This window comes from Pseudomonas sp. NBRC 111123, from assembly GCF_001320205.1.
Classification (GTDB): domain Bacteria; phylum Pseudomonadota; class Gammaproteobacteria; order Pseudomonadales; family Pseudomonadaceae; genus Aquipseudomonas; species Aquipseudomonas putida_J.
In genome coordinates, this window is record NZ_BCAZ01000014.1 from 1 (window position 1) to 16,735 (window position 16,735).

Consider the following 16,735-nt stretch of genomic DNA (forward strand, 5'->3'; position numbering starts at 1 on the left):
TTTACCCGCGAAGAGGACGGCTCGGTCTTAAAGGCTGAACCGTCCCACCATCCCCCGTAGTTGCCGCCCCAACTGCTCCAGCTCCCCACTCGAAGTGGCCGTCTGCTCACTGGCCGCACTGGTCTGATCAGACACATCTCGCACATTCAGCACACTTCGGTTGATTTGCTCGGCCACCACGCTCTGTTCCTCGCTGGCCGTGGCAATCTGCTGGTTCATCCCCTGTATGCTCGAAACCGTGTCGGTAATCTGCGCCAGGGCCTGCCCGGCCCTGCGGCTCAGATCGACGCTCTGTTCGGTCAGCTGCTTGCTGTCGTCGAGCAGGCGGGTGACCTCGTCGGTGCCGCTGTGCAGGCTGTTGATCAGTTGCTCGATTTCCTCAGTGGACTGCTGGGTGCGCTGCGCCAGCCCGCGCACCTCGTCGGCGACCACGGCAAAACCTCGGCCCGCTTCGCCCGCCCTGGCGGCTTCGATGGCCGCGTTCAATGCCAGCAGGTTGGTCTGCTCCGACACTGACTTGATCACATCGAGGATGCTGCCGATGCGCTGGCTTTCGCTGGCCAGGTGCTGCATGGCGCCCAGGCAATCGTCCATCTGCCGCGCCAGCTGTTCGATGCGGCCGATGGCTTCGGCCACCACCTGGTCACCCAGTTGCGCCTGCTGGTCGGCGTTTGTCGCCGCCAACGAGGCGTGTTCAGCATTCTGCGCAACCTCTTGTACCGTGGCGCTCATCTGGTTCATGGCGGTGGCTACCTGGTCGGTCTCCTCGCGCTGCTGGTTGATGCGCAGCTTGGTGTCCTCACTGCTGGCTGCCAGCTGCGAGGCGGCCAGGGAAAGCTGGCCGACCCCTTGGTCGATCCCGCCGATCAGCTCGCGCAGGCTCACGGTCATCTCGCCCATGCGGGTCTGCAACTGCCCCATTTCGTCGCGGCGCTGCACTGGCTCGAGCTGGCTCAGGTCACCTTTGGCAATACGCGCGGCCAATGCCAGTGTCTGGCGCAGCGGTTGAGTGATCTGCTGGGTGATCAGCCAGCCAGCGACGATACCCACGACCAGGGCCAGCAGTGCCACGCTGGTGAGCAAGGAGCGGGCGGCGATGGCCTCGTTGTCGCGTTGCTCTACCTTCCTTTCGGCCAGTTCCAGGCTGGCCGCCCTGAGCTCCTTGCCCATCTGTTCCATATCGTTCTGAAGCTGTTCGACTTGCAGTGCCGTGCGGCGATACTGCTCAAGGCTGGTGCGGTACTTGCCCAGCTCGATGCCTGGCTGTTCTGTCAGCGTGCGTGGCAGGCCTAGCGGGGCAAGACCCTTGAGCAACTGGCCGAGACTGGCATCGGCGGAGTTCAAGGCGGTATCGCCGACTTTGGCGAAGTCCGTGAGCGGCACGAAGGTGTAGGCTGGCACCAGGCTCTGCTGGTTGGCGGTGTCGACCTGGCGGCTCAGGGTTTCCATCAGGCCAAGCACGCCGCCCTGGCTGTCAGCAGGCATCTTGAGCAGGGTCTGGGTCTGCAGGGCGTCGATGACGTCGTTCAGTTTCTGCTCTTGCTCCTGCATGCTTGTGCGAAGCGCTCGACGCTCTTCGACGGTGCGCTGCAGGGCTGCGAAGTTCTCGCGCAGGCGCTGCAGTAGCTGCAGTTTCTGGGTCAGCATCTGGCGTGACTCATCGACGCTGCTGCGCTGCTCAAGGGTGGTCAGCAGGGCATCCAGTTGCTGCAGAATACCGGCGATCTGCGCCCTGCTGGCGTCGTCGGCCAGTACTCGATAGGTGATGCGCTCGGCGCGCAGGTCTTTGACCAGATCATTGATCTGGCCGATTTCACTGAGTTGTTCCGAGCGGCTGATGGCGTCGTCCAGGGCGCGCCAGCCGCTGACCGTGGTGGCCAGAGTGAGCGCGAGGACTACGGCGAAGCCCAAGGCGAGCTTGGCGCCGACACTGATGTTGCCGAGCCTGTGATTGAGGTAGCCGAACATGGCGGGTCTCCGTCCAGTTGGTAGGGATGGGGTGCTGGCGTAGTGCCGGCATCTCATCCCTGCCAATCGGCGGAGGGCCTGTAGGACTTGACCTGAAACTTATGTAGGAAAATTCAGCGCAGACAGTGAGGTATCAAAGTCTGAACCGCCCAACCAGCCCTTGCAGGTGAGTACCCAGCCGAGCCAGCTCGACGCTGGAGCTGGCTGTCTCCTCACTTGCAGCGGAAGTCTGGTCGGAAATATCCCGAACATTCATCACGCTGCGGTTGATCTCTTCGGCAGTAGCACTCTGCTGCTCCGCCGCAGTGGCGATCTGCTGATTCATGGCCTGGATCGACGAAACCGTGTGGGTGATGGTTTCCAGCGAGCTGCCGGCGCGGCGGGTCAATTCGACGCTGCTGTCGGTCAGCTGACGGCTGGCGTCCATCACGCTGGCCACGCGCTGGGTGCCGCTTTGCAGGCCGGCGATCAGTTCTTCGATTTCTTCTGTGGACTGCTGGGTGCGCTGGGCCAGGCTGCGTACCTCGTCAGCTACCACCGCAAAGCCACGCCCCGCTTCACCCGCACGTGCCGCTTCGATGGCGGCATTGAGTGCCAGCAAGTTGGTCTGCTGGGCCACCGACTTGATCACGTCGAGCACACTGCCGATCTTGTCGCTCTCAGCCTTGAGCTGGTTCATCGCTTCGCTGGAGTTGACCACCTCGCCGGCCAGGCGCTCGATTTGCGCGACCGCCTCGCTGACCACGCGATCACCCTCGCGTGCCTGCTGGTCGGCCATGGCGGCGGCTTCCGAGGCCTGCTCGGCATTACGCGCCACTTCATGCACGGTGGCCGCCATTTCGTTCATCGCGGTCGCTACCTGATCGGTCTCGACCTTTTGATTGTTGACCCCGGCGCTGGTCTGCTCGGTTACTGCCGACAGCTCTTCTGCGGCGCTGGCGATCTGTGTCACGCCATCGCCTATGCCGCCGATCAGCTCGCGCAGGCCTTGGGTCATGCGCTGCATGCTGGCTTGAAGCTGGCCGAGTTCGTCGCGGCGGGTCGAATGCAGGTCCTGGCGCAAGTCGCCGTTGGCCACGCGCTCGGCGGCAGCCAAGGTCTGTCGCAGGGGAATGATGATCTGCCGGGTGATGGCCCAGGCTGCGAGCAGGCCCAGCACCAAGGCCAGTGCGGTAGCACTGCCGAGCATGATCTTCGCCTGGCGCGTACCGGCATCGCGTACTTCGGTCTGCGAAATGGTCATCGCCTCGCTGGTCTGCAGCAGTACCGACCCTTGATCGGTCATGCGTTGCAGCGCCTGTTCGCTGGCGCCTTGGGCCGTGGCGAACTGGTTTACGGCGTCGCGGTAGGCGGCCAGTGCTGTGGCCGAATCGTCAAGGCTGGCAGCGTATTCGGCCGGCAACCTGGCGGGCAGTGCCTTGAGTTCGGTGAGGGCCTGGTCGATGGCCTTCAGTGCAGTCTGCTGGTACTCGGCGTTGCCGCTGTAGGTATAGCCGCGCACCTGGAAGCGAGCCTGTTGCACCAGTGCACTGACTTCCACGGCATTTTGGTACTGGGTGATATCGCCGCCCTGCAGCAGGCGCTGTTGCACCCGGTTGATCAGCTCGACGGCCTTGTCGGCGCTGTCACCCAGTACGCCGCGAGCGGCGTCGCGGCGTTGAGCGGTTTGCTTGAGGTCGTTGAAGGCCTGCAGGTATTGGCTGACGGCAGCTTGTTGCTGTTGCAGGCGCTGGCGGTCAGTGGGTTGCTCGATTTGCCCGAGCATGAAGGTGATCTGGCGTTCGAGGTTGCCCAGGGCCTTTTCCAGCTCTGCGATGGCCGCATCGTTGCGGTCACGCTGGTAGTGCTGGCGGGCGATGCGCAGCTCCTGAGTGTACTGGTGGATCACCGAAATGTTGCCCAGCTTGTCGCCGCGCTCGGTGACGCTGTCCAGGCCCTGCCAACCGGTGAAGGTGATGGCCAGGGTCAGTAACAACACCAGGCCAAAGCCCAGCCCCAATTTGCGATTGACGCTTACATTGCCCAGCGATTGGGAAAACCATTGGTACATGTTCGACTCCCCGGCAGTGTGGCAGCACTGATTATTGTAGTGTTGCCAACACCATCGGCTTGCGCCGGGGAAACTTGATAGGGAGAAGTTGACCCGCTCGTCAGAAAATCCTTGAGAGCAAGGCAGTTACAGCAGTTTCCACACGCAAAATGCGATCACCCAGCTGAACGGGTGCCAGGCCAGCCTTGCCGAGCAACTCCACTTCGTAGGGGATCCAGCCACCTTCGGGCCCGATCGCCAGGGTGACTGGCCCTTCGACCGCGCGTGGGCAGGCCGGGTAGGGGCCCGGGTGGCCGACCAGGCCGAGGGTGCCATCGGCGATGGCAGGCAGGCGGTCTTCGACGAACGGTTTGAAGCGCTTCTCGATGATCACCTCGGGCAGCACCGTGTCACGGGCCTGCTCCAGGCCGAGAATGAGGTTCTCGCGAATGGTTTCAGGGTTGAGAAAAGGCGTTTGCCAGAAGCTTTTCTCGACCTTGTAGCTGTTGACCAGGATCAGCCGCGGCACACCCAGGGTCGCCACGGTCTGGAACAGCCGACGCAGCATCTTCGGTCGCGGCACGGCCAGCACCAGAGTCAGCGGCAGCTTGGCCGGCGGCTGCTGGTCGAAAGTGACTTCCAGTTCGGCTTCGTGTTTTTCCAGGCGCTGCACCGTGGCCTTGCCCATCAGGCCGTTGATGCGGCCCACGCGCAGGGTGTCGCCCACCGCGACGCGGTGAATATCCTGCATGTGGGTGAAACGCCGATCAGCGAGGACGACGCGGTCGGCCGAGACGAAGTCGGCCTCTTCAAGGAGTAACAGGTTCACGGCTGGGTCGCTGGCGGCTGGTCGTTGTGGTCGTTGGTGGCTTCGTCGTCGGCATGGCTGCGCTTGCGGATCAGGCTGCCGCACAGCACGCCAATCTCGAACAGCAGCCACATCGGCACTGCGAGCAGGGTTTGCGAGAAGATGTCCGGCGGGGTGAGGATCATGCCGACCACGAAGCAGCCGATGATCACGTACGGACGGACCTTTTTCAGGTACTTCACGTCGACCACGCCGATCCACACCAGCAGCACCACAGCCACCGGGATCTCGAAAGCGACACCGAAGGCAAAGAACAGTGTCATGACGAAGTCGAGGTAATTGGCGATGTCGGTCATCATCGCCACGCCTGCCGGGGTGGCAGCGGCGAAGAACTTGAACATCAGTGGGAACACCAGGAAATAGGCGAAGGCCATGCCGGCGTAGAACAGCAGGATGCTCGACACCAGCAACGGAATGGCGATGCGTTTTTCATGGCGGTACAGGCCTGGCGCGATGAAGCCCCAGATCTGCTGAAGAATGAACGGGATCGCCAGGAACAGCGAAACGATCATGGTCAGCTTGAACGGCGTCAGGAACGGCGAGGCCACGTCGGTGGCGATCATCGTCGCATTGGCTGGCAAGTGCTCGCGCAGCGGCGCCGACACCAAGGTGTAGATCTGCTGGGCGAAGGAAAACAGCCCGGCAAAGATCAGGAAGATGACCCCCACGCAGCGCAGCAGGCGGGTACGCAGTTCGGTCAGGTGCGAGACCAGCGGCATTGGCTGGTCGTGTTCCGGATTTTCGCTCATGGGGCTCGCGGCGGTTGGGGCTGTTCGGGCGGTTCAGGCGTGGTGGTCGGCGGTGCCGGCGTTGGCGCAGCGGCAGGCTGCGTGGCGACTGGCGGCTGTGCCGGCGGCATCTGCGGGTTGAGGATGCGCTTGGCTTCCTCTTCCATCTGCAAGATGTGCTCGTTATGCAACTGGCGGCGGATGTCGTCGGCGCCGATTTCGCGCTCGACCTCCCTCTTGATTGCATTGAAGCTGCGTTTCAGGCGCCCGATCCACAGCCCCGCGGTACGCGCGGCGCCAGGCAGGCGCTCGGGGCCGAGCACCAACAGGGCGACCAGGCCGACGAGCAGCAGCTCGCTGAAGCTGATGCCGAACATGGGTCAGTCTTTCCGCTGCGGCTCTTGGACCGGCTGGGCCTGGCCCTCGATGGTGTGGCCCTGTGGTTGCTGGGCAGTGTTCTGCACGGGGGGGACAGGCTGGGCTGGCGGAGGGGCCTGTTCGGCCGGCTTGTTTTCTTCGTCGTTCATGGCCTTGCGGAAGCCCTTGATCGATTCGCCCAGGTCACTGCCGAAGTTCTTCAGTTTCTTGGTGCCGAACACCAGGACCACGACGACCAGCAGGACGATCCAGTGTTTCCAGTCAAAAATACCCATTTCGTACTCCTGAAAATTGTCAGTGAACCTTCTGGGGCTGCTTTGCAGCCCTTTCGCGACACACGGCCGCTCCCACAAGGTCCGCGTTACGCCGGTCCCTTGTGGGAGCAGCCTTGCGTGGCGAAAGGAGCGCACAGCGCCCCCAGAAATACATCAGGCAGATGGCTGCCGTGCGGCCTTCTCATCATGCCCGGACAAGCCAAAGCGGCGCTCCAGTTCATCTAGCACGGCCTGTGGGTGCTGGCCCAGCGCGCTGAGCATGACCAGGCTATGGAACCACAAGTCTGCGGTTTCATAGATGACATCACTGCAATCCTTGCTCACGGCGGCGTCTTTGGCCGCGATAATGGTCTCCACCGACTCTTCGCCGAGCTTTTCGAGGATCTTGTTCAGGCCCTTGTGGTACAGGCTGGCCACGTAGGAGCTGTCGGGCGCTGCGTGTTTGCGCGCTTCGAGCACTTCGGCCAGGCGGTTTAGGGTGTCGCTCATGTCAGTGTCCTGCGCTGTAGATGGCATGCGGGTCTTTCAGAACCGGGTCGACGGTTTTCCACTGGCCGTCTTCGTAGACGCGGTAGAAGCAGCTTTCACGGCCAGTATGGCAAGCGATATGGCCCAGTTGTTCGACCATCAGGATGATCACGTCGGCATCGCAGTCCAGGCGCATTTCATGCAGCTTTTGCACATGGCCAGACTCTTCGCCCTTGCGCCACAGCTTGCCACGGGAACGCGACCAGTAGATGGCGCGTTGTTCGGCGGCAGTCAGCGCCAACGATTCGCGGTTCATCCAGGCCATCATCAGCACGCGTCCGGTCTTGTGGTCCTGCGCGATCGCCGGTACCAGGCCATCGCTGTTCCACTTGATCTCGTCCAGCCAGTCTTTCATCGTCGACTCCAAAGCGGGCCCGTCCTGTACCGGGCCCTTTGCGCTAGTGTGCCAGCCAGCAGCGCGGCTGGCTATTGGCGCACGATCAGGTAAAGGCCTGCAGCCAGCATCAGCCAGGCTGGCCAGGCGGCCGGGGCAGCCAGGCTGGCAGCGTCGGCGGCACCGGTGGCCAGTACCGCACCGCCACCGAGCAAGCCGGCACCGAGCAGGCGCAGCGCCCAGCGGTCGCCTTGGCGACGGCGTTCCGGCAGGTGCGGGTCTTTCAGATGCGGCTGCGACAGGCGCTCAAGCAGGTCGCGGGCCATGCCGGCCAGGTGCGGCAGCTGCTCGACCTGCCCATGGATGTTGCCGAACACGGCCTTGGGGCTCATGCGCTCGCGCATCCAGCGTTCCAGGAACGGCTTGGCGGTGCTCCATAGGTCCAGGTCCGGGTACAGCTGACGGCCGAGGCCTTCGATGTTGAGCAGGGTCTTCTGCAGCAGTACCAGCTGTGGCTGGACTTCCATGTTGAAGCGCCGTGCGGTCTGGAACAGGCGCATCAGCACCTGGCCGAAGGAAATATCCTTTAACGGTTTTTCGAAGATCGGCTCGCACACGGTACGAATTGCCGCTTCGAACTCATTGACCTTGGTATGTGCCGGTACCCAGCCCGAGTCGATGTGCAACTGGGCGACGCGGCGGTAGTCGCGCTTGAAGAAAGCGATCAGGTTGCGCGCCAGGTAGTCCTGGTCCTCGGCAGTGAGGCTGCCGACGATGCCGCAGTCGATGGCGATGTACTGCGGGCTCCACGGCTTGACCGTGCTGACGAAGATGTTGCCCGGGTGCATGTCGGCGTGGAAGAAGCTGTCGCGGAACACCTGGGTAAAGAACACCTCGACACCACGCTCGGCCAGCATCTTCATGTCGGTACGCTGGTCGGCCAAGGTCGCCATGTCGGTCACCGGCACGCCGTAGATCCGCTCCATTACCAGCACTTTCGGCCGGCACAGGTCCCAGTACACCTGGGGCACGTACATCAGCTCGGAACCTTCGAAATTACGCCGCAGCTGGCTGGCGTTGGCCGCCTCGCGCAGCAGGTCGAGCTCGTCGTAGATGGTCTTTTCGTAGTCGCCGACGATTTCCACAGGGTGCAGGCGGCGAGCGTCGGCCGAGGCGCGCTCGGCGGCCTTGGCGATGAGGAACAGCCAGGCCAGGTCCTGGGCGATGACCGGCTTCAGGCCCGGGCGTACCACCTTGACCACGACCTCTTCGCCGCTTTTGAGGCGGGCGGCATGCACCTGGGCCACCGAGGCCGAGGCCAGCGGCTCGACGTCGAAGCGGCTGAACACTTCGCCAACCTTGGCGCCGAGCTGATCTTCGATCATCGCCACGGCTTGTTTCGGGTCGAACGGCGGTACGCGGTCCTGCAGCAGCATTAGCTCGTCGGCGATGTCGGTGGGCAGCAGGTCGCGGCGCGTGGACAGCAACTGGCCGAACTTGATGAAGATCGGCCCCAGGTCCTGCAGCGCCAGGCGCAGGCGTGCACCACGGCTGAGTTCGGAGGGTTTGCGCGGCAGCCAGCGCCATGGCATCAGCAGGCGCAGGCTGGCCAGCCACCAGGGCAGCAGGGGCTGATCGAACAACAGGTCATCGAGACGGTAGCGGATTACCACGCGCTGGATGCGAAAAAGACGGCGGACGGCGAGCAGCTTCATGCGTTATCGCTGGTATCAAGGGATCGGGAGAGGCGCAGCAGGCGCGCCTCGAGGCGTTCGATGTCGAGCTTGAGGGTGTCGAGCTGGCTGAAAGCGGCTTCGGCTTCACGCTGGCCCACCAGGGTGCGTGATTCCTCGGCCAGGTATTCCGACAGGTTCTGGCTGAACCGTGCCAGGCCTTGGCGGGTCCAGCGTGCGCGCAAGCGGATGTGGCCGGCGAGCATTGCCGTGGCGACCGGGCCAAGCCAGCGCTGCAGTTCGTGTTCCCAGTCCAGCTCCAGGTCCTGCAGCACGCCGAACAGGTCGAGCAGCACGGCGCTGTCACCATGCAGTTCGACCTGCGGGCTGTGCAACACGGCAGTCTTGTCCCTGGCCACGGCCAGTTGCACCAGGCTGCCGGCTGGGGCGCGCAGGCTGCAGTCGACCTCGCCCTCCCAGTGGGCGGCAAGCATCAGGCCTTCTTCATCGGGCAGGATGAACACCTGCAGGGCCGGTTGGCGGCAGTCGATCTCGATGACCTTGCCCTCAAGCGCGGCCAGGCGCGGCAGAGCCGTGCTGTCCATGCGCAGGACGCGGTTCAGGCCATGTTCGACACTGGCGAGCAGCCCGGCCAGCAGCATCAGGGCTTGATTCCCCGGTGCACGGCAACGATACCGCTGGTCATGTTGTGGTAGGTGACGCGGTCGAAACCGGCCTCGACCATCATGCTTTTCAGGGTTTCCTGGTCGGGGTGCATGCGGATCGACTCGGCGAGGTAACGGTAGCTCTCGGCGTCATTGGTGATCAGCTTGCCGGCCAGCGGCATAAAGGCGAACGAGTAGGCATCGTAGGCCTTGGACATCAGCTTGTTGGTCGGTTTGGAGAACTCCAGGATCAACAGGCGCCCGCCCGGCTTGAGCACGCGCAGCATCGAGCGGATGGCTTGGTCCTTGTGGGTGACGTTGCGCAGGCCGAAGGCGATGGTCACGCAGTCGAAGTGGTTGTCCGGGAACGGCAGCTTTTCGGCGTCGGCCTGGACGAACTCGATGTTGCCAGCCACGCCGCGGTCGAGCAGGCGGTCACGGCCGACCTTGAGCATCGAATCGTTGATGTCGGCGAGCACCACCTGGCCCGTCGGGCCGACCAGGCGCGAGAACTTGGCGGCGAGGTCGCCAGTGCCGCCAGCGATGTCCAGCACGCGGTTGCCGGCGCGCACGCCCGACAGCTCGATGGTGAACCGCTTCCACAGGCGGTGCATGCCGCCGGAGAGCACGTCGTTCATCAGGTCGTACTTGGCGGCCACAGAGTGGAACACTTCGGCGACTTTCTTCGCCTTCTGGCTTTCAGGGACGTCCTGGTAGCCGAAATGGGTGGTGGGTTCGGCGTGGTCGCCTTTGCGCTGGTCGTTCATATCGCTTCACCGGAAAAAATTACCGCCATTCTAGGGCGAACGGGCGGATTTGTCTTGGCGGGGTGTGCCTTGGGGCAGGGGCGGGCATAATGCAGATTATGTCTACATACCCAGGAACACCCGCATGACCCAGATCAGCGTCGAACGCAAACACTCCCTCGGCCGCGATGCCGCCCGCGCCAAGGCCGAAGCGCTGGTCGACAAGCTCAGCCGCGAATACGACCTCAAGGCCACCTGGAACGGTGACCGGGTCGATGTGGCACGCAGCGGCGCCAACGGCAGCGTGCACATTGGCGAGGACAGCATCCGCGTCGAACTGAAACTCGGCATGATGCTGTCCATGATGGGCGGCACCATCAAGAGCGAGATCGAGCGGGCGCTGGACAAGGCGCTGGCGTGAGGGTTGCCGCCATTTGGCGTCTACCGTGATGCAGGCGGGAACGGAATGATGTCTGCGATCTGGGCCAGGCGCAGGTCGCCCCGGTAGATGGCGATACGTTCCTTGGCGTTGGGCGCCAGTTCCAGGCTGGCGTCTCGGCCTTTTTCACGGGGGGCCCGGAATTTGAGGTGCCCTTTGACGAAGTCATGGGCTTTGGCATCCGGGCTACGGTAGTGGAAGTGTGCTTCCCACAGCACTGCACGCGGTGCTTGTGTGTCCCTGATCTCATACACATCGAGGTAGTCGTTGGCGTGGCGAAGCGGCCTGCGGATGACGCTCGGTGCAATCGAGACTCGCCGCTGCTCCAGCAGATAGCGCAAGGCGGTGCTGTCTGGATGTCGGGTGTTCAGGTAGGCGTTGGTGAGCAGTTGCTGCTTCCGTTCGCCGACCCTTGCCACCGCCTGGCGCAGCTGGCTGACCAGGTCGCTGTCGATGCTGGCCAATCGCTGTGACAACTCCTCCATGTCGTTGATCGGCCAGTCCAGGAAGTCATTCAGGCTATTGGGCTGGTCTGCATAGCGTGCCGCGAAGGCGATTTTCTCATCGACCTGCGCCAACAGCTGCCTGGCATCCTGGCGAAGCTGTGCCAAGTCGGGCTCGGCGGCACGCGGTCGGGTGGTCTGTTCGTGCCATTCGTTACCGCTGCGTTCGTAATTGCCCGCCGGTTGCTGGTTGATCGGGTTGCGTTGGACCGCGTGGTCGCCTTGTGCCTCCACCAGCGCCGGGCGGCGCCCTACCCGGATCACCGTACGCCTGCCTGGCGTGGCACGGTGCAGTGCCCGTGGCGGCGGTGGCAGGATACCTTTATCAAGGTCGGCCAGCGCAGTGCTCAGTTGCGCCTCGGTCGTGTTGACCAATGTGTTCAACTCGGTGATGTACTCATCCAGGATTGTCCGGTCCAGCGCCGGAGCGCTGAAAGATTGCATGTAGTGGGCCTTGTCGAGGATCGCGCGATACCTGCGCAAGATGTCGTCCAGCACCTCGGTCTTGTCCTCGGGAGATACCTCGGCCATGGCCAGGCCATCGTGGCTCCAGATCGTACGGCTCAATTCGTTGTTGCTGAGTACCTCCCGCAATGGCAGCAGGTTGTCGGCCGCTTCAGGCGTCAGCACTGTCTTGTCCACGGTCAGGTAGGCCAGGTCGCTGAGTAGCTGCGCACGTATTACCAGCGTCGAGTAGGTACGCTGCTTGATGACCCGGTCGAGTTTGCCGGCTTTGTCCGCATAGTCGACCTTGGGGTTTTCCAGTGCTTCCGGTATGGCCCGGTCCAGCCGCTGGCTGACCACGAGCAGTCGGCGCGTGGCCTGGAGTGAATTTTGCACGCAGGTTCGATAGTCGACATAGCGTTGTAGCTGCTCGGCACCCTGCGGCAATCGGTGCAGCTTATTGGCCTGCGCGACCAGTTGTTCATGGTCGACCTGTTCCAGCAGGCGGCGGCACAACACGATGTCGTTTTCGATGGCGGCCTCGAGCCACGTGCTGTACCGCCTGGCGTTGGTGCCGGTGGCGTCGAGCCGGAGGAAGCGTGGTTCAGTCAGTTCCATGTAGGTGCGCACGTTTGCTTCCAGCACTGCGCCCTGCTTCTCCAGGAAGAGGGCCGAAGCCCGGAGCTCGGTGACAAGTTGCCTGCGTCGGGCCAGCAGCTCCTGTTTTTGCAACAACAGTGCCGCTGGCGGGTTTGTACGTGCTTGCGCCGGCAGGGCCAGGAGCGCCAGGCTGTAGTCCGTGGCAAGATCATCATAGTCGGTGAGTCGCTGGCGGTTGCGCTCCATCAAGGGCTTCAGCTTCGCTAGCTCTTCGATATTGCGCGAAGCGGTTTCGCGCAGTTGGTTATAACGCTGTTGGTTTTCAGCATTGATTGACTTGCTGGTCCTGGGCATGCCTCCAGCGAGCTTCAGGTTGATTGCCCACTCGCCATTCCAGCGTGCCAGCCAAGGGCCTCGGCTGCGTTCACGGCCAACGATGTGATAGTTGTCGGGCGCGCCCTGCCATTGTGAAACCCACTCGTCATTGCTTTGCTCGGGGCCGACAATCTGTATGCCGCCCCAGGTCTCCTGTACCTCGTATGACGCCCCTTGCAGCTTCACGAAATGGCGGCCGGCGATTTCATACAGACCACGCAGGCGTCCCCTGGATAGGGGCGTCAGCCCCTCCAGCGAGCGACTGGCCTGAAGCCCGATCAGCGCTTGTCGAGCTGACGGTGACAGGTTGCCCACGCGCTGGTTGTCGTGCCAGCTGTAAAGCCGCACGGGTGCGGGGCTTTGTTCCTGCGCCGGCGTTTCTTCGCTGGTAATTTCCGGTTCGGACGGTTCGACGAAGCGAAGTGGCGGCGCCGACGGGTGATCGGTGACAGTGGGCGCATTGCGGTGGGCCAGGAGCATGGCCAGGTCGGTCAGAAGGTCGGTCGCTGCCACAATCCGTGCTTCGTCGGTCCCGTTGGCCAGCGCCGACAGGTCATCCTTGGCGGCCGAGAGCGCCAGTATCAGCCACGTCAGGCTGGCCAGGGGGCCGTGCCAAAGCAGGCTGACGGTGTTGAAGAGTGACCCTGCAACCTGGCTGACCAATGCCGATTTCTCTTGCGCGTTGGACAGGCTGCTGCGCAACGCGGCCAGGCGCATAGCTTCGATTCTGGCTTCGAACAGGTGGGTGTCCAGGTCGGTCGACCAAGGGGCGAATTGGGCTGCGACCGGTTGCCTGAGTTGCTCGATGAGCTTGTCCACCACCAGGCTTTCACCGCCCAGCAGGCCGGCCAGCGCTTCCAGCCTCGGGTGCAGGTGGGGGTGAGTGAAGCCGCCGTTCGCGTAGACCTCGCGTACGTCGTCATTCAGCCATTCCAGGGTGCTTTGCTGTAACTCACCGTCGCGGCGGATGGCGACCATCATCTGATCGAGATCGGTGAACTGCAGCAGATTCTGGTCGGCATAGAACGGTCGGTACAGCACCCAGCCATGGCTGGCGGGAAGCTTGATCAAGAACATGCCGTGGGCTTTGTCACTGACCGAAGTGCCGGGGGCACACAGAAAAGCCAGGGGGGCGATATGCAGTGGCTGGGCATCATTACTGCCTTGGCAGAACGCCAGCAGCGCATTGCTCGCGGGTTCGCTCAGCTGCCCCTGGATGTTGGCCTTGAGGGTACTGAATAGCAGGTTGCCTCGCCATTCCCTGGCGTGTTGGCGGATCCGCTCTTGCCTGCGTGGTTCAACAGCGACGATAGCCTCCAGGTAATGGGGGTACTGGCCGCCGACGTCGACTTCGTGAATCAGTGCCCTGATCTGTTCGAGGCTCAACCATGCGTCGGAGTTTACGCCGCCGGGAACGGTGACTCCGGTCATCACTTCGCCAGCGCCCAGGTGCAATCGGGAGATGGCCAGGTCGGTCAGGCTTTCGTCTCGCACGTGCAGCGACTGCGAGCCTTGGACGCTGCTGCCGATGATGGCCTGTGAAACGCTGATGAGTACCTGGTCGGGGTCATGCTGCGCGATTGTCGGGTAGCGGCTTTGCAGTTCCTCGCGCAGGCGGCGGTTGGCATAGCGCTGGAGGTCGTCGATATCGCCGAGTGATGTCGAACCCTTGGACTGCCCCTGGCGTGCGGCAAGCTCGAGCAATGCCGTGTGGTAGGCGTAGCGGCTGCCGGCATCAGCGGTGGATAGCCAGGCCGGCAGGCCGACACTGGGCAGGCCTTGTGCCGCGTGTGCCTGGTTGAGGAAGTACGCGCTTGGGTCAGTCAGCTGGTGTAGCTGGTTTTGCAGGTCGCTGATCGAGGTCAGGTGCCCAAGACGCAAACGCCTGATGTTGTCGAGCAGCGTGTTGAGCAGCTGCCTGGCCTGGAAGGCAAATGGGTTTCCCACAACAGCAGTCTGGCCCCACGTCAGTCCATCGAACTGATAGCGCTGCGCCAGTTCTTCCTTGAGTGCGCGGGTAAAGGCCGGCAGGTTGGTAAAGCTGCGAACCTTGCCACCTGGCTTGCACCACAGGACCCGTCCTTGCGGACCTTGGGTCGTGGACAGCAGCAGATCCGGCAGGGTCACAGGCAAGTTGTTGCCCGCTGTCGTCAGATTCACATTCACCGTACAGATGGAAATGCCTTCGGGAATATCGGCGAGCAGGGCGTACAGGGTGGCCCTGCCAGCTGCGTCCAGCCCCTGATTTTGCAGATTGCAGAGCAGTGCGGCCTGGATGGTGTGCTCAAGCCAGCGCATGCGACTGACTTGGCTGGCTTCGTCGAGGCCGTTCCAGAAACCGATCTGGGCGTGCTGGAACTGCTCCAGCCATGCACCCAGCAGGCTCTCCAGGCCATCGTTGAGCCTGGCCAGGTCCAAGGTGATCTCGGGATGTCTGGCCTTGTCCGTACCTTGCTCCTGTGCGTGAAAAACCCGAGGTGGGGCGATGCTTGGCAGGTCCGCGGCGGTCAACTGAAGGCGGCTGCCTGCGAGGAGGTGATCCAGCAGCACATCCAGCAGCGCACGCTGCGCAGTAACACCGTCCAGAGAGGGGAGGATGACGAAGTCATCGAGCGATGTCAGCTGAGGGTGGTTACTGCTTATCCATGGGTAATGGTCGATGAGCACCTTGAACCCTTCGTGGGACAGAACATCGCGCAGCTTCGGGCGTTCTGCGAAACAGGCTGCGACCTTTTGCTTGAACGTTTCTTCGCGGGCGGTGGGGGTTTCGGTCATGGCATCGGCTCCGGTCAAGTGGAGGTGACGACGCTAGCGTGTCGGTGCGCGCTGCCCGCGGTAGATGAATAGGGCAAGCAACACCTTAGGGTGAGGTTTCTAATTTTCTTCCCTACCTTGTGCACAAGCCCAACCTCCATGGGCGGTTCCTCCCTCCACTCATGAGCATGAGGTACAGAACATGGCCAAAGTGAATGTGAAGAAGAAAGACGAAGCCCAGAGCACCTTGGGCGAGGTGCGCGGCTACGCGCGCAAGATCTGGCTGGCGGGCATCGGCGCTTATGCGCGGGTCGGTCAGGAAGGTTCCGACTACTTTCAGGAACTGGTGAAGGCCGGTGAAGGTGTCGAGAAACGGGGCAAGAAGCGCATCGACAAAGAGCTGGATGCCGCCAACAACCAGATCGACGAAGCGACCCAAGAAGTCAGTCGCGTACGTGGCAAGGTCGAAATTCAACTCGACAAGATCGAAAAAGCTTTCGACGCACGGGTAGGTCGCGCCTTGAATCGCCTTGGCATTCCGTCTAAACATGACGTTGAGGCGTTGTCCATCAAGCTTGAACAGCTGCATGAGCTGCTCGAGCGCGTCGCGCACAAACCATAAGGAGAGCAGGATGGCTGGCAAGAAGAATTCCGACAAAGAAGGCAGCTCCTGGATCGGCGGGATCGAGAAGTACTCCCGTAAGATCTGGCTGGCGGGGCTGGGTATCTATTCGAAGGTCGACCAGGACGGGCCGAAGCTGTTCGACTCGCTGGTGAAGGATGGCGAGAAGGCCGAGAAGCAAGCCAAGAAAACCGCTGAAGACGTGGCAGAAAGCGCCAAGTCCTCGACCACGTCGCGTGTGTCTGGCGTGAAGGACCGTGCACTGGGCAAGTGGAGCGAACTCGAAGAGGCCTTCGACAAGCGCCTGAACAGCGCCATCTCGCGTCTGGGCGTACCGAGCCGCAACGAGATCAAGGCCCTGCACCAGCAGGTCGACAGCTTGACCAAGCAGATCGAGAAGCTGACCGGCGCCTCGGTCACCCCGATCTCCTCGCGTTCCGCAGCGGCCAAGCCGGCGGCGAGCAAGGCAGCGGCCAAGCCATTGGCCAAGCCAGCAGCTAAAACGGCGGCGGCTAAACCTGCAGCTAAAACTGCAGCGGCCAAGCCTGCTGCCAAACCAGCGGCCAAACCAGCGGCCAAGGCAGCGGCAAAACCGGCTGCCAAGCCTGTTGCAGCCAAGCCTGCCGCAGCGAAGAAGCCAGCAGTGAAGAAGGCCCCGGCCAAACCAGCGGCCGCCAAGCCGGCAGCACCGGTGGCCAGTGCCGCTCCGGCCGCTACCGCAGCACCGGCGCCTACTGCGGCCCCGGCCAGCAACCCGCCTTCGGCTCCGGCCAGCACCGGGTCTCTGCTCTGATAGCGGTGTAACG

General features: G+C 62.8%; 15 protein-coding genes and 1 pseudogene. 3 read left to right on the top strand and 13 right to left on the bottom strand.

Annotated elements, in window-relative coordinates; genetic code table 11:
• Positions 1-27 precede the first annotated feature (27 nt).
• The 12 genes and pseudogenes from APH27_RS27125 to ubiE all read right to left on the bottom strand — a co-directional run bounded on the left by APH27_RS27125 (position 28) and on the right by ubiE (position 10,213).
• Complete coding sequence (locus APH27_RS27125) at positions 28-921, bottom strand: methyl-accepting chemotaxis protein (RefSeq protein ID WP_371262706.1); 894 nt, start codon at positions 919-921, stop codon at positions 28-30.
• A 9-nt stretch (positions 922-930) separates the two neighbouring features.
• Positions 931-2,025 (bottom strand): annotated as a pseudogene (locus tag APH27_RS27130) (methyl-accepting chemotaxis protein); the annotation flags it as partial.
• A 76-nt stretch (positions 2,026-2,101) separates the two neighbouring features.
• Complete coding sequence (locus tag APH27_RS09585) at positions 2,102-4,018, bottom strand: methyl-accepting chemotaxis protein (protein ID WP_027920633.1); 1,917 nt, start codon at positions 4,016-4,018, stop codon at positions 2,102-2,104.
• 100 nt (positions 4,019-4,118) lie between these two features.
• Complete coding sequence (locus tag APH27_RS09590; protein ID WP_027920634.1) at positions 4,119-4,826, bottom strand: 16S rRNA (uracil(1498)-N(3))-methyltransferase; 708 nt, start codon at positions 4,824-4,826, stop codon at positions 4,119-4,121.
• Positions 4,823-5,614 (bottom strand): twin-arginine translocase subunit TatC, encoded by a 792-nt coding sequence (tatC, locus tag APH27_RS09595; RefSeq protein ID WP_027920635.1) that lies wholly within the window; start codon positions 5,612-5,614, stop codon positions 4,823-4,825. Before tatC ends, APH27_RS09590 begins: the two co-directional genes overlap by 4 nt.
• Positions 5,611-5,970: a Sec-independent protein translocase protein TatB gene (gene tatB, locus APH27_RS09600; protein WP_060484665.1), complete on the bottom strand. Its 360-nt coding sequence runs from the start codon at positions 5,968-5,970 to the stop codon at positions 5,611-5,613. The genes tatC and tatB overlap by 4 nt, the downstream gene beginning before the upstream one ends.
• 3 nt (positions 5,971-5,973) lie before the next feature.
• Positions 5,974-6,246, bottom strand: coding sequence for a twin-arginine translocase TatA/TatE family subunit (locus APH27_RS09605; RefSeq protein ID WP_027920637.1), 273 nt, complete (start codon positions 6,244-6,246; stop codon positions 5,974-5,976).
• A 153-nt stretch (positions 6,247-6,399) separates the two neighbouring features.
• A complete protein-coding gene (locus APH27_RS09610; protein WP_060484666.1) occupies positions 6,400-6,735 on the bottom strand; it encodes a phosphoribosyl-ATP diphosphatase in 336 nt (111 codons plus the stop codon).
• Position 6,736: 1 nt separating this feature from the next.
• Positions 6,737-7,129 (bottom strand): phosphoribosyl-AMP cyclohydrolase, encoded by a 393-nt coding sequence (hisI, locus tag APH27_RS09615; protein ID WP_023378315.1) that lies wholly within the window; start codon positions 7,127-7,129, stop codon positions 6,737-6,739.
• Positions 7,130-7,200: 71 nt separating this feature from the next.
• Positions 7,201-8,823 (bottom strand): ubiquinone biosynthesis regulatory protein kinase UbiB, encoded by a 1,623-nt coding sequence (gene ubiB, locus APH27_RS09620; RefSeq protein WP_060484667.1) that lies wholly within the window; start codon positions 8,821-8,823, stop codon positions 7,201-7,203.
• The gene (locus APH27_RS09625; RefSeq protein WP_027920640.1) at positions 8,820-9,443 is read right to left on the bottom strand and encodes an SCP2 domain-containing protein; all 624 of its coding nucleotides are present in this window, start codon (positions 9,441-9,443) and stop codon (positions 8,820-8,822) included. The genes ubiB and APH27_RS09625 overlap by 4 nt, the downstream gene beginning before the upstream one ends.
• Positions 9,443-10,213, bottom strand: a complete 771-nt coding sequence (gene ubiE / locus APH27_RS09630) for a bifunctional demethylmenaquinone methyltransferase/2-methoxy-6-polyprenyl-1,4-benzoquinol methylase UbiE (RefSeq protein WP_060484668.1) — start codon at positions 10,211-10,213, stop codon at positions 9,443-9,445. The genes APH27_RS09625 and ubiE overlap by 1 nt, the downstream gene beginning before the upstream one ends.
• Before the next feature lie 124 nt (positions 10,214-10,337).
• On the opposite strand from ubiE, the gene APH27_RS09635 reads away from it, so the two are divergent.
• Positions 10,338-10,613, top strand: coding sequence for a polyhydroxyalkanoic acid system family protein (locus tag APH27_RS09635; protein WP_027920642.1), 276 nt, complete (start codon positions 10,338-10,340; stop codon positions 10,611-10,613).
• 20 nt (positions 10,614-10,633) lie between these two features.
• On the opposite strand, the gene APH27_RS09640 is transcribed toward APH27_RS09635, so the two are convergent.
• Positions 10,634-15,328 (bottom strand): DUF6543 domain-containing protein, encoded by a 4,695-nt coding sequence (locus APH27_RS09640; protein ID WP_256250572.1) that lies wholly within the window; start codon positions 15,326-15,328, stop codon positions 10,634-10,636.
• Between the two features lie 181 nt (positions 15,329-15,509).
• Between APH27_RS09640 and APH27_RS09645 the strand changes: the two genes are divergently transcribed.
• Together APH27_RS09645 and APH27_RS09650 are read left to right on the top strand one after the other, a co-directional pair.
• Positions 15,510-15,929, top strand: coding sequence for a phasin family protein (locus APH27_RS09645; RefSeq protein ID WP_027920644.1), 420 nt, complete (start codon positions 15,510-15,512; stop codon positions 15,927-15,929).
• A gap of 10 nt (positions 15,930-15,939) precedes the next feature.
• Positions 15,940-16,722, top strand: a complete 783-nt coding sequence (locus tag APH27_RS09650) for a phasin family protein (protein ID WP_060484669.1) — start codon at positions 15,940-15,942, stop codon at positions 16,720-16,722.
• Positions 16,723-16,735: the final 13 nt, after the last annotated feature.

What these genes read in the sequence shown, in the direction of transcription:
- ubiB (WP_060484667.1), bottom strand. Translation starts at nt 8,823, where the DNA reads ATGAAGCTGCTCGCCGTCCGCCGTCTTTTTCGCATCCAGCGCGTGGTA.
- hisI (WP_023378315.1), bottom strand. Translation starts at nt 7,129, where the DNA reads ATGAAAGACTGGCTGGACGAGATCAAGTGGAACAGCGATGGCCTGGTA.
- ubiE (WP_060484668.1), bottom strand. Translation starts at nt 10,213, where the DNA reads ATGAACGACCAGCGCAAAGGCGACCACGCCGAACCCACCACCCATTTC.
- APH27_RS09605 (WP_027920637.1), bottom strand. Translation starts at nt 6,246, where the DNA reads ATGGGTATTTTTGACTGGAAACACTGGATCGTCCTGCTGGTCGTCGTG.
- APH27_RS09645 (WP_027920644.1), top strand. Translation starts at nt 15,510, where the DNA reads ATGGCCAAAGTGAATGTGAAGAAGAAAGACGAAGCCCAGAGCACCTTG.
- APH27_RS09610 (WP_060484666.1), bottom strand. Translation starts at nt 6,735, where the DNA reads ATGAGCGACACCCTAAACCGCCTGGCCGAAGTGCTCGAAGCGCGCAAA.
- APH27_RS09640 (WP_256250572.1), bottom strand. Translation starts at nt 15,328, where the DNA reads ATGACCGAAACCCCCACCGCCCGCGAAGAAACGTTCAAGCAAAAGGTC.
- APH27_RS09625 (WP_027920640.1), bottom strand. Translation starts at nt 9,443, where the DNA reads ATGCTGCTGGCCGGGCTGCTCGCCAGTGTCGAACATGGCCTGAACCGC.
- APH27_RS09635 (WP_027920642.1), top strand. Translation starts at nt 10,338, where the DNA reads ATGACCCAGATCAGCGTCGAACGCAAACACTCCCTCGGCCGCGATGCC.
- tatB (WP_060484665.1), bottom strand. Translation starts at nt 5,970, where the DNA reads ATGTTCGGCATCAGCTTCAGCGAGCTGCTGCTCGTCGGCCTGGTCGCC.
- APH27_RS09585 (WP_027920633.1), bottom strand. Translation starts at nt 4,018, where the DNA reads ATGTACCAATGGTTTTCCCAATCGCTGGGCAATGTAAGCGTCAATCGC.
- tatC (WP_027920635.1), bottom strand. Translation starts at nt 5,614, where the DNA reads ATGAGCGAAAATCCGGAACACGACCAGCCAATGCCGCTGGTCTCGCAC.
- APH27_RS09650 (WP_060484669.1), top strand. Translation starts at nt 15,940, where the DNA reads ATGGCTGGCAAGAAGAATTCCGACAAAGAAGGCAGCTCCTGGATCGGC.
- APH27_RS27125 (WP_371262706.1), bottom strand. Translation starts at nt 921, where the DNA reads ATGGGGCAGTTGCAGACCCGCATGGGCGAGATGACCGTGAGCCTGCGC.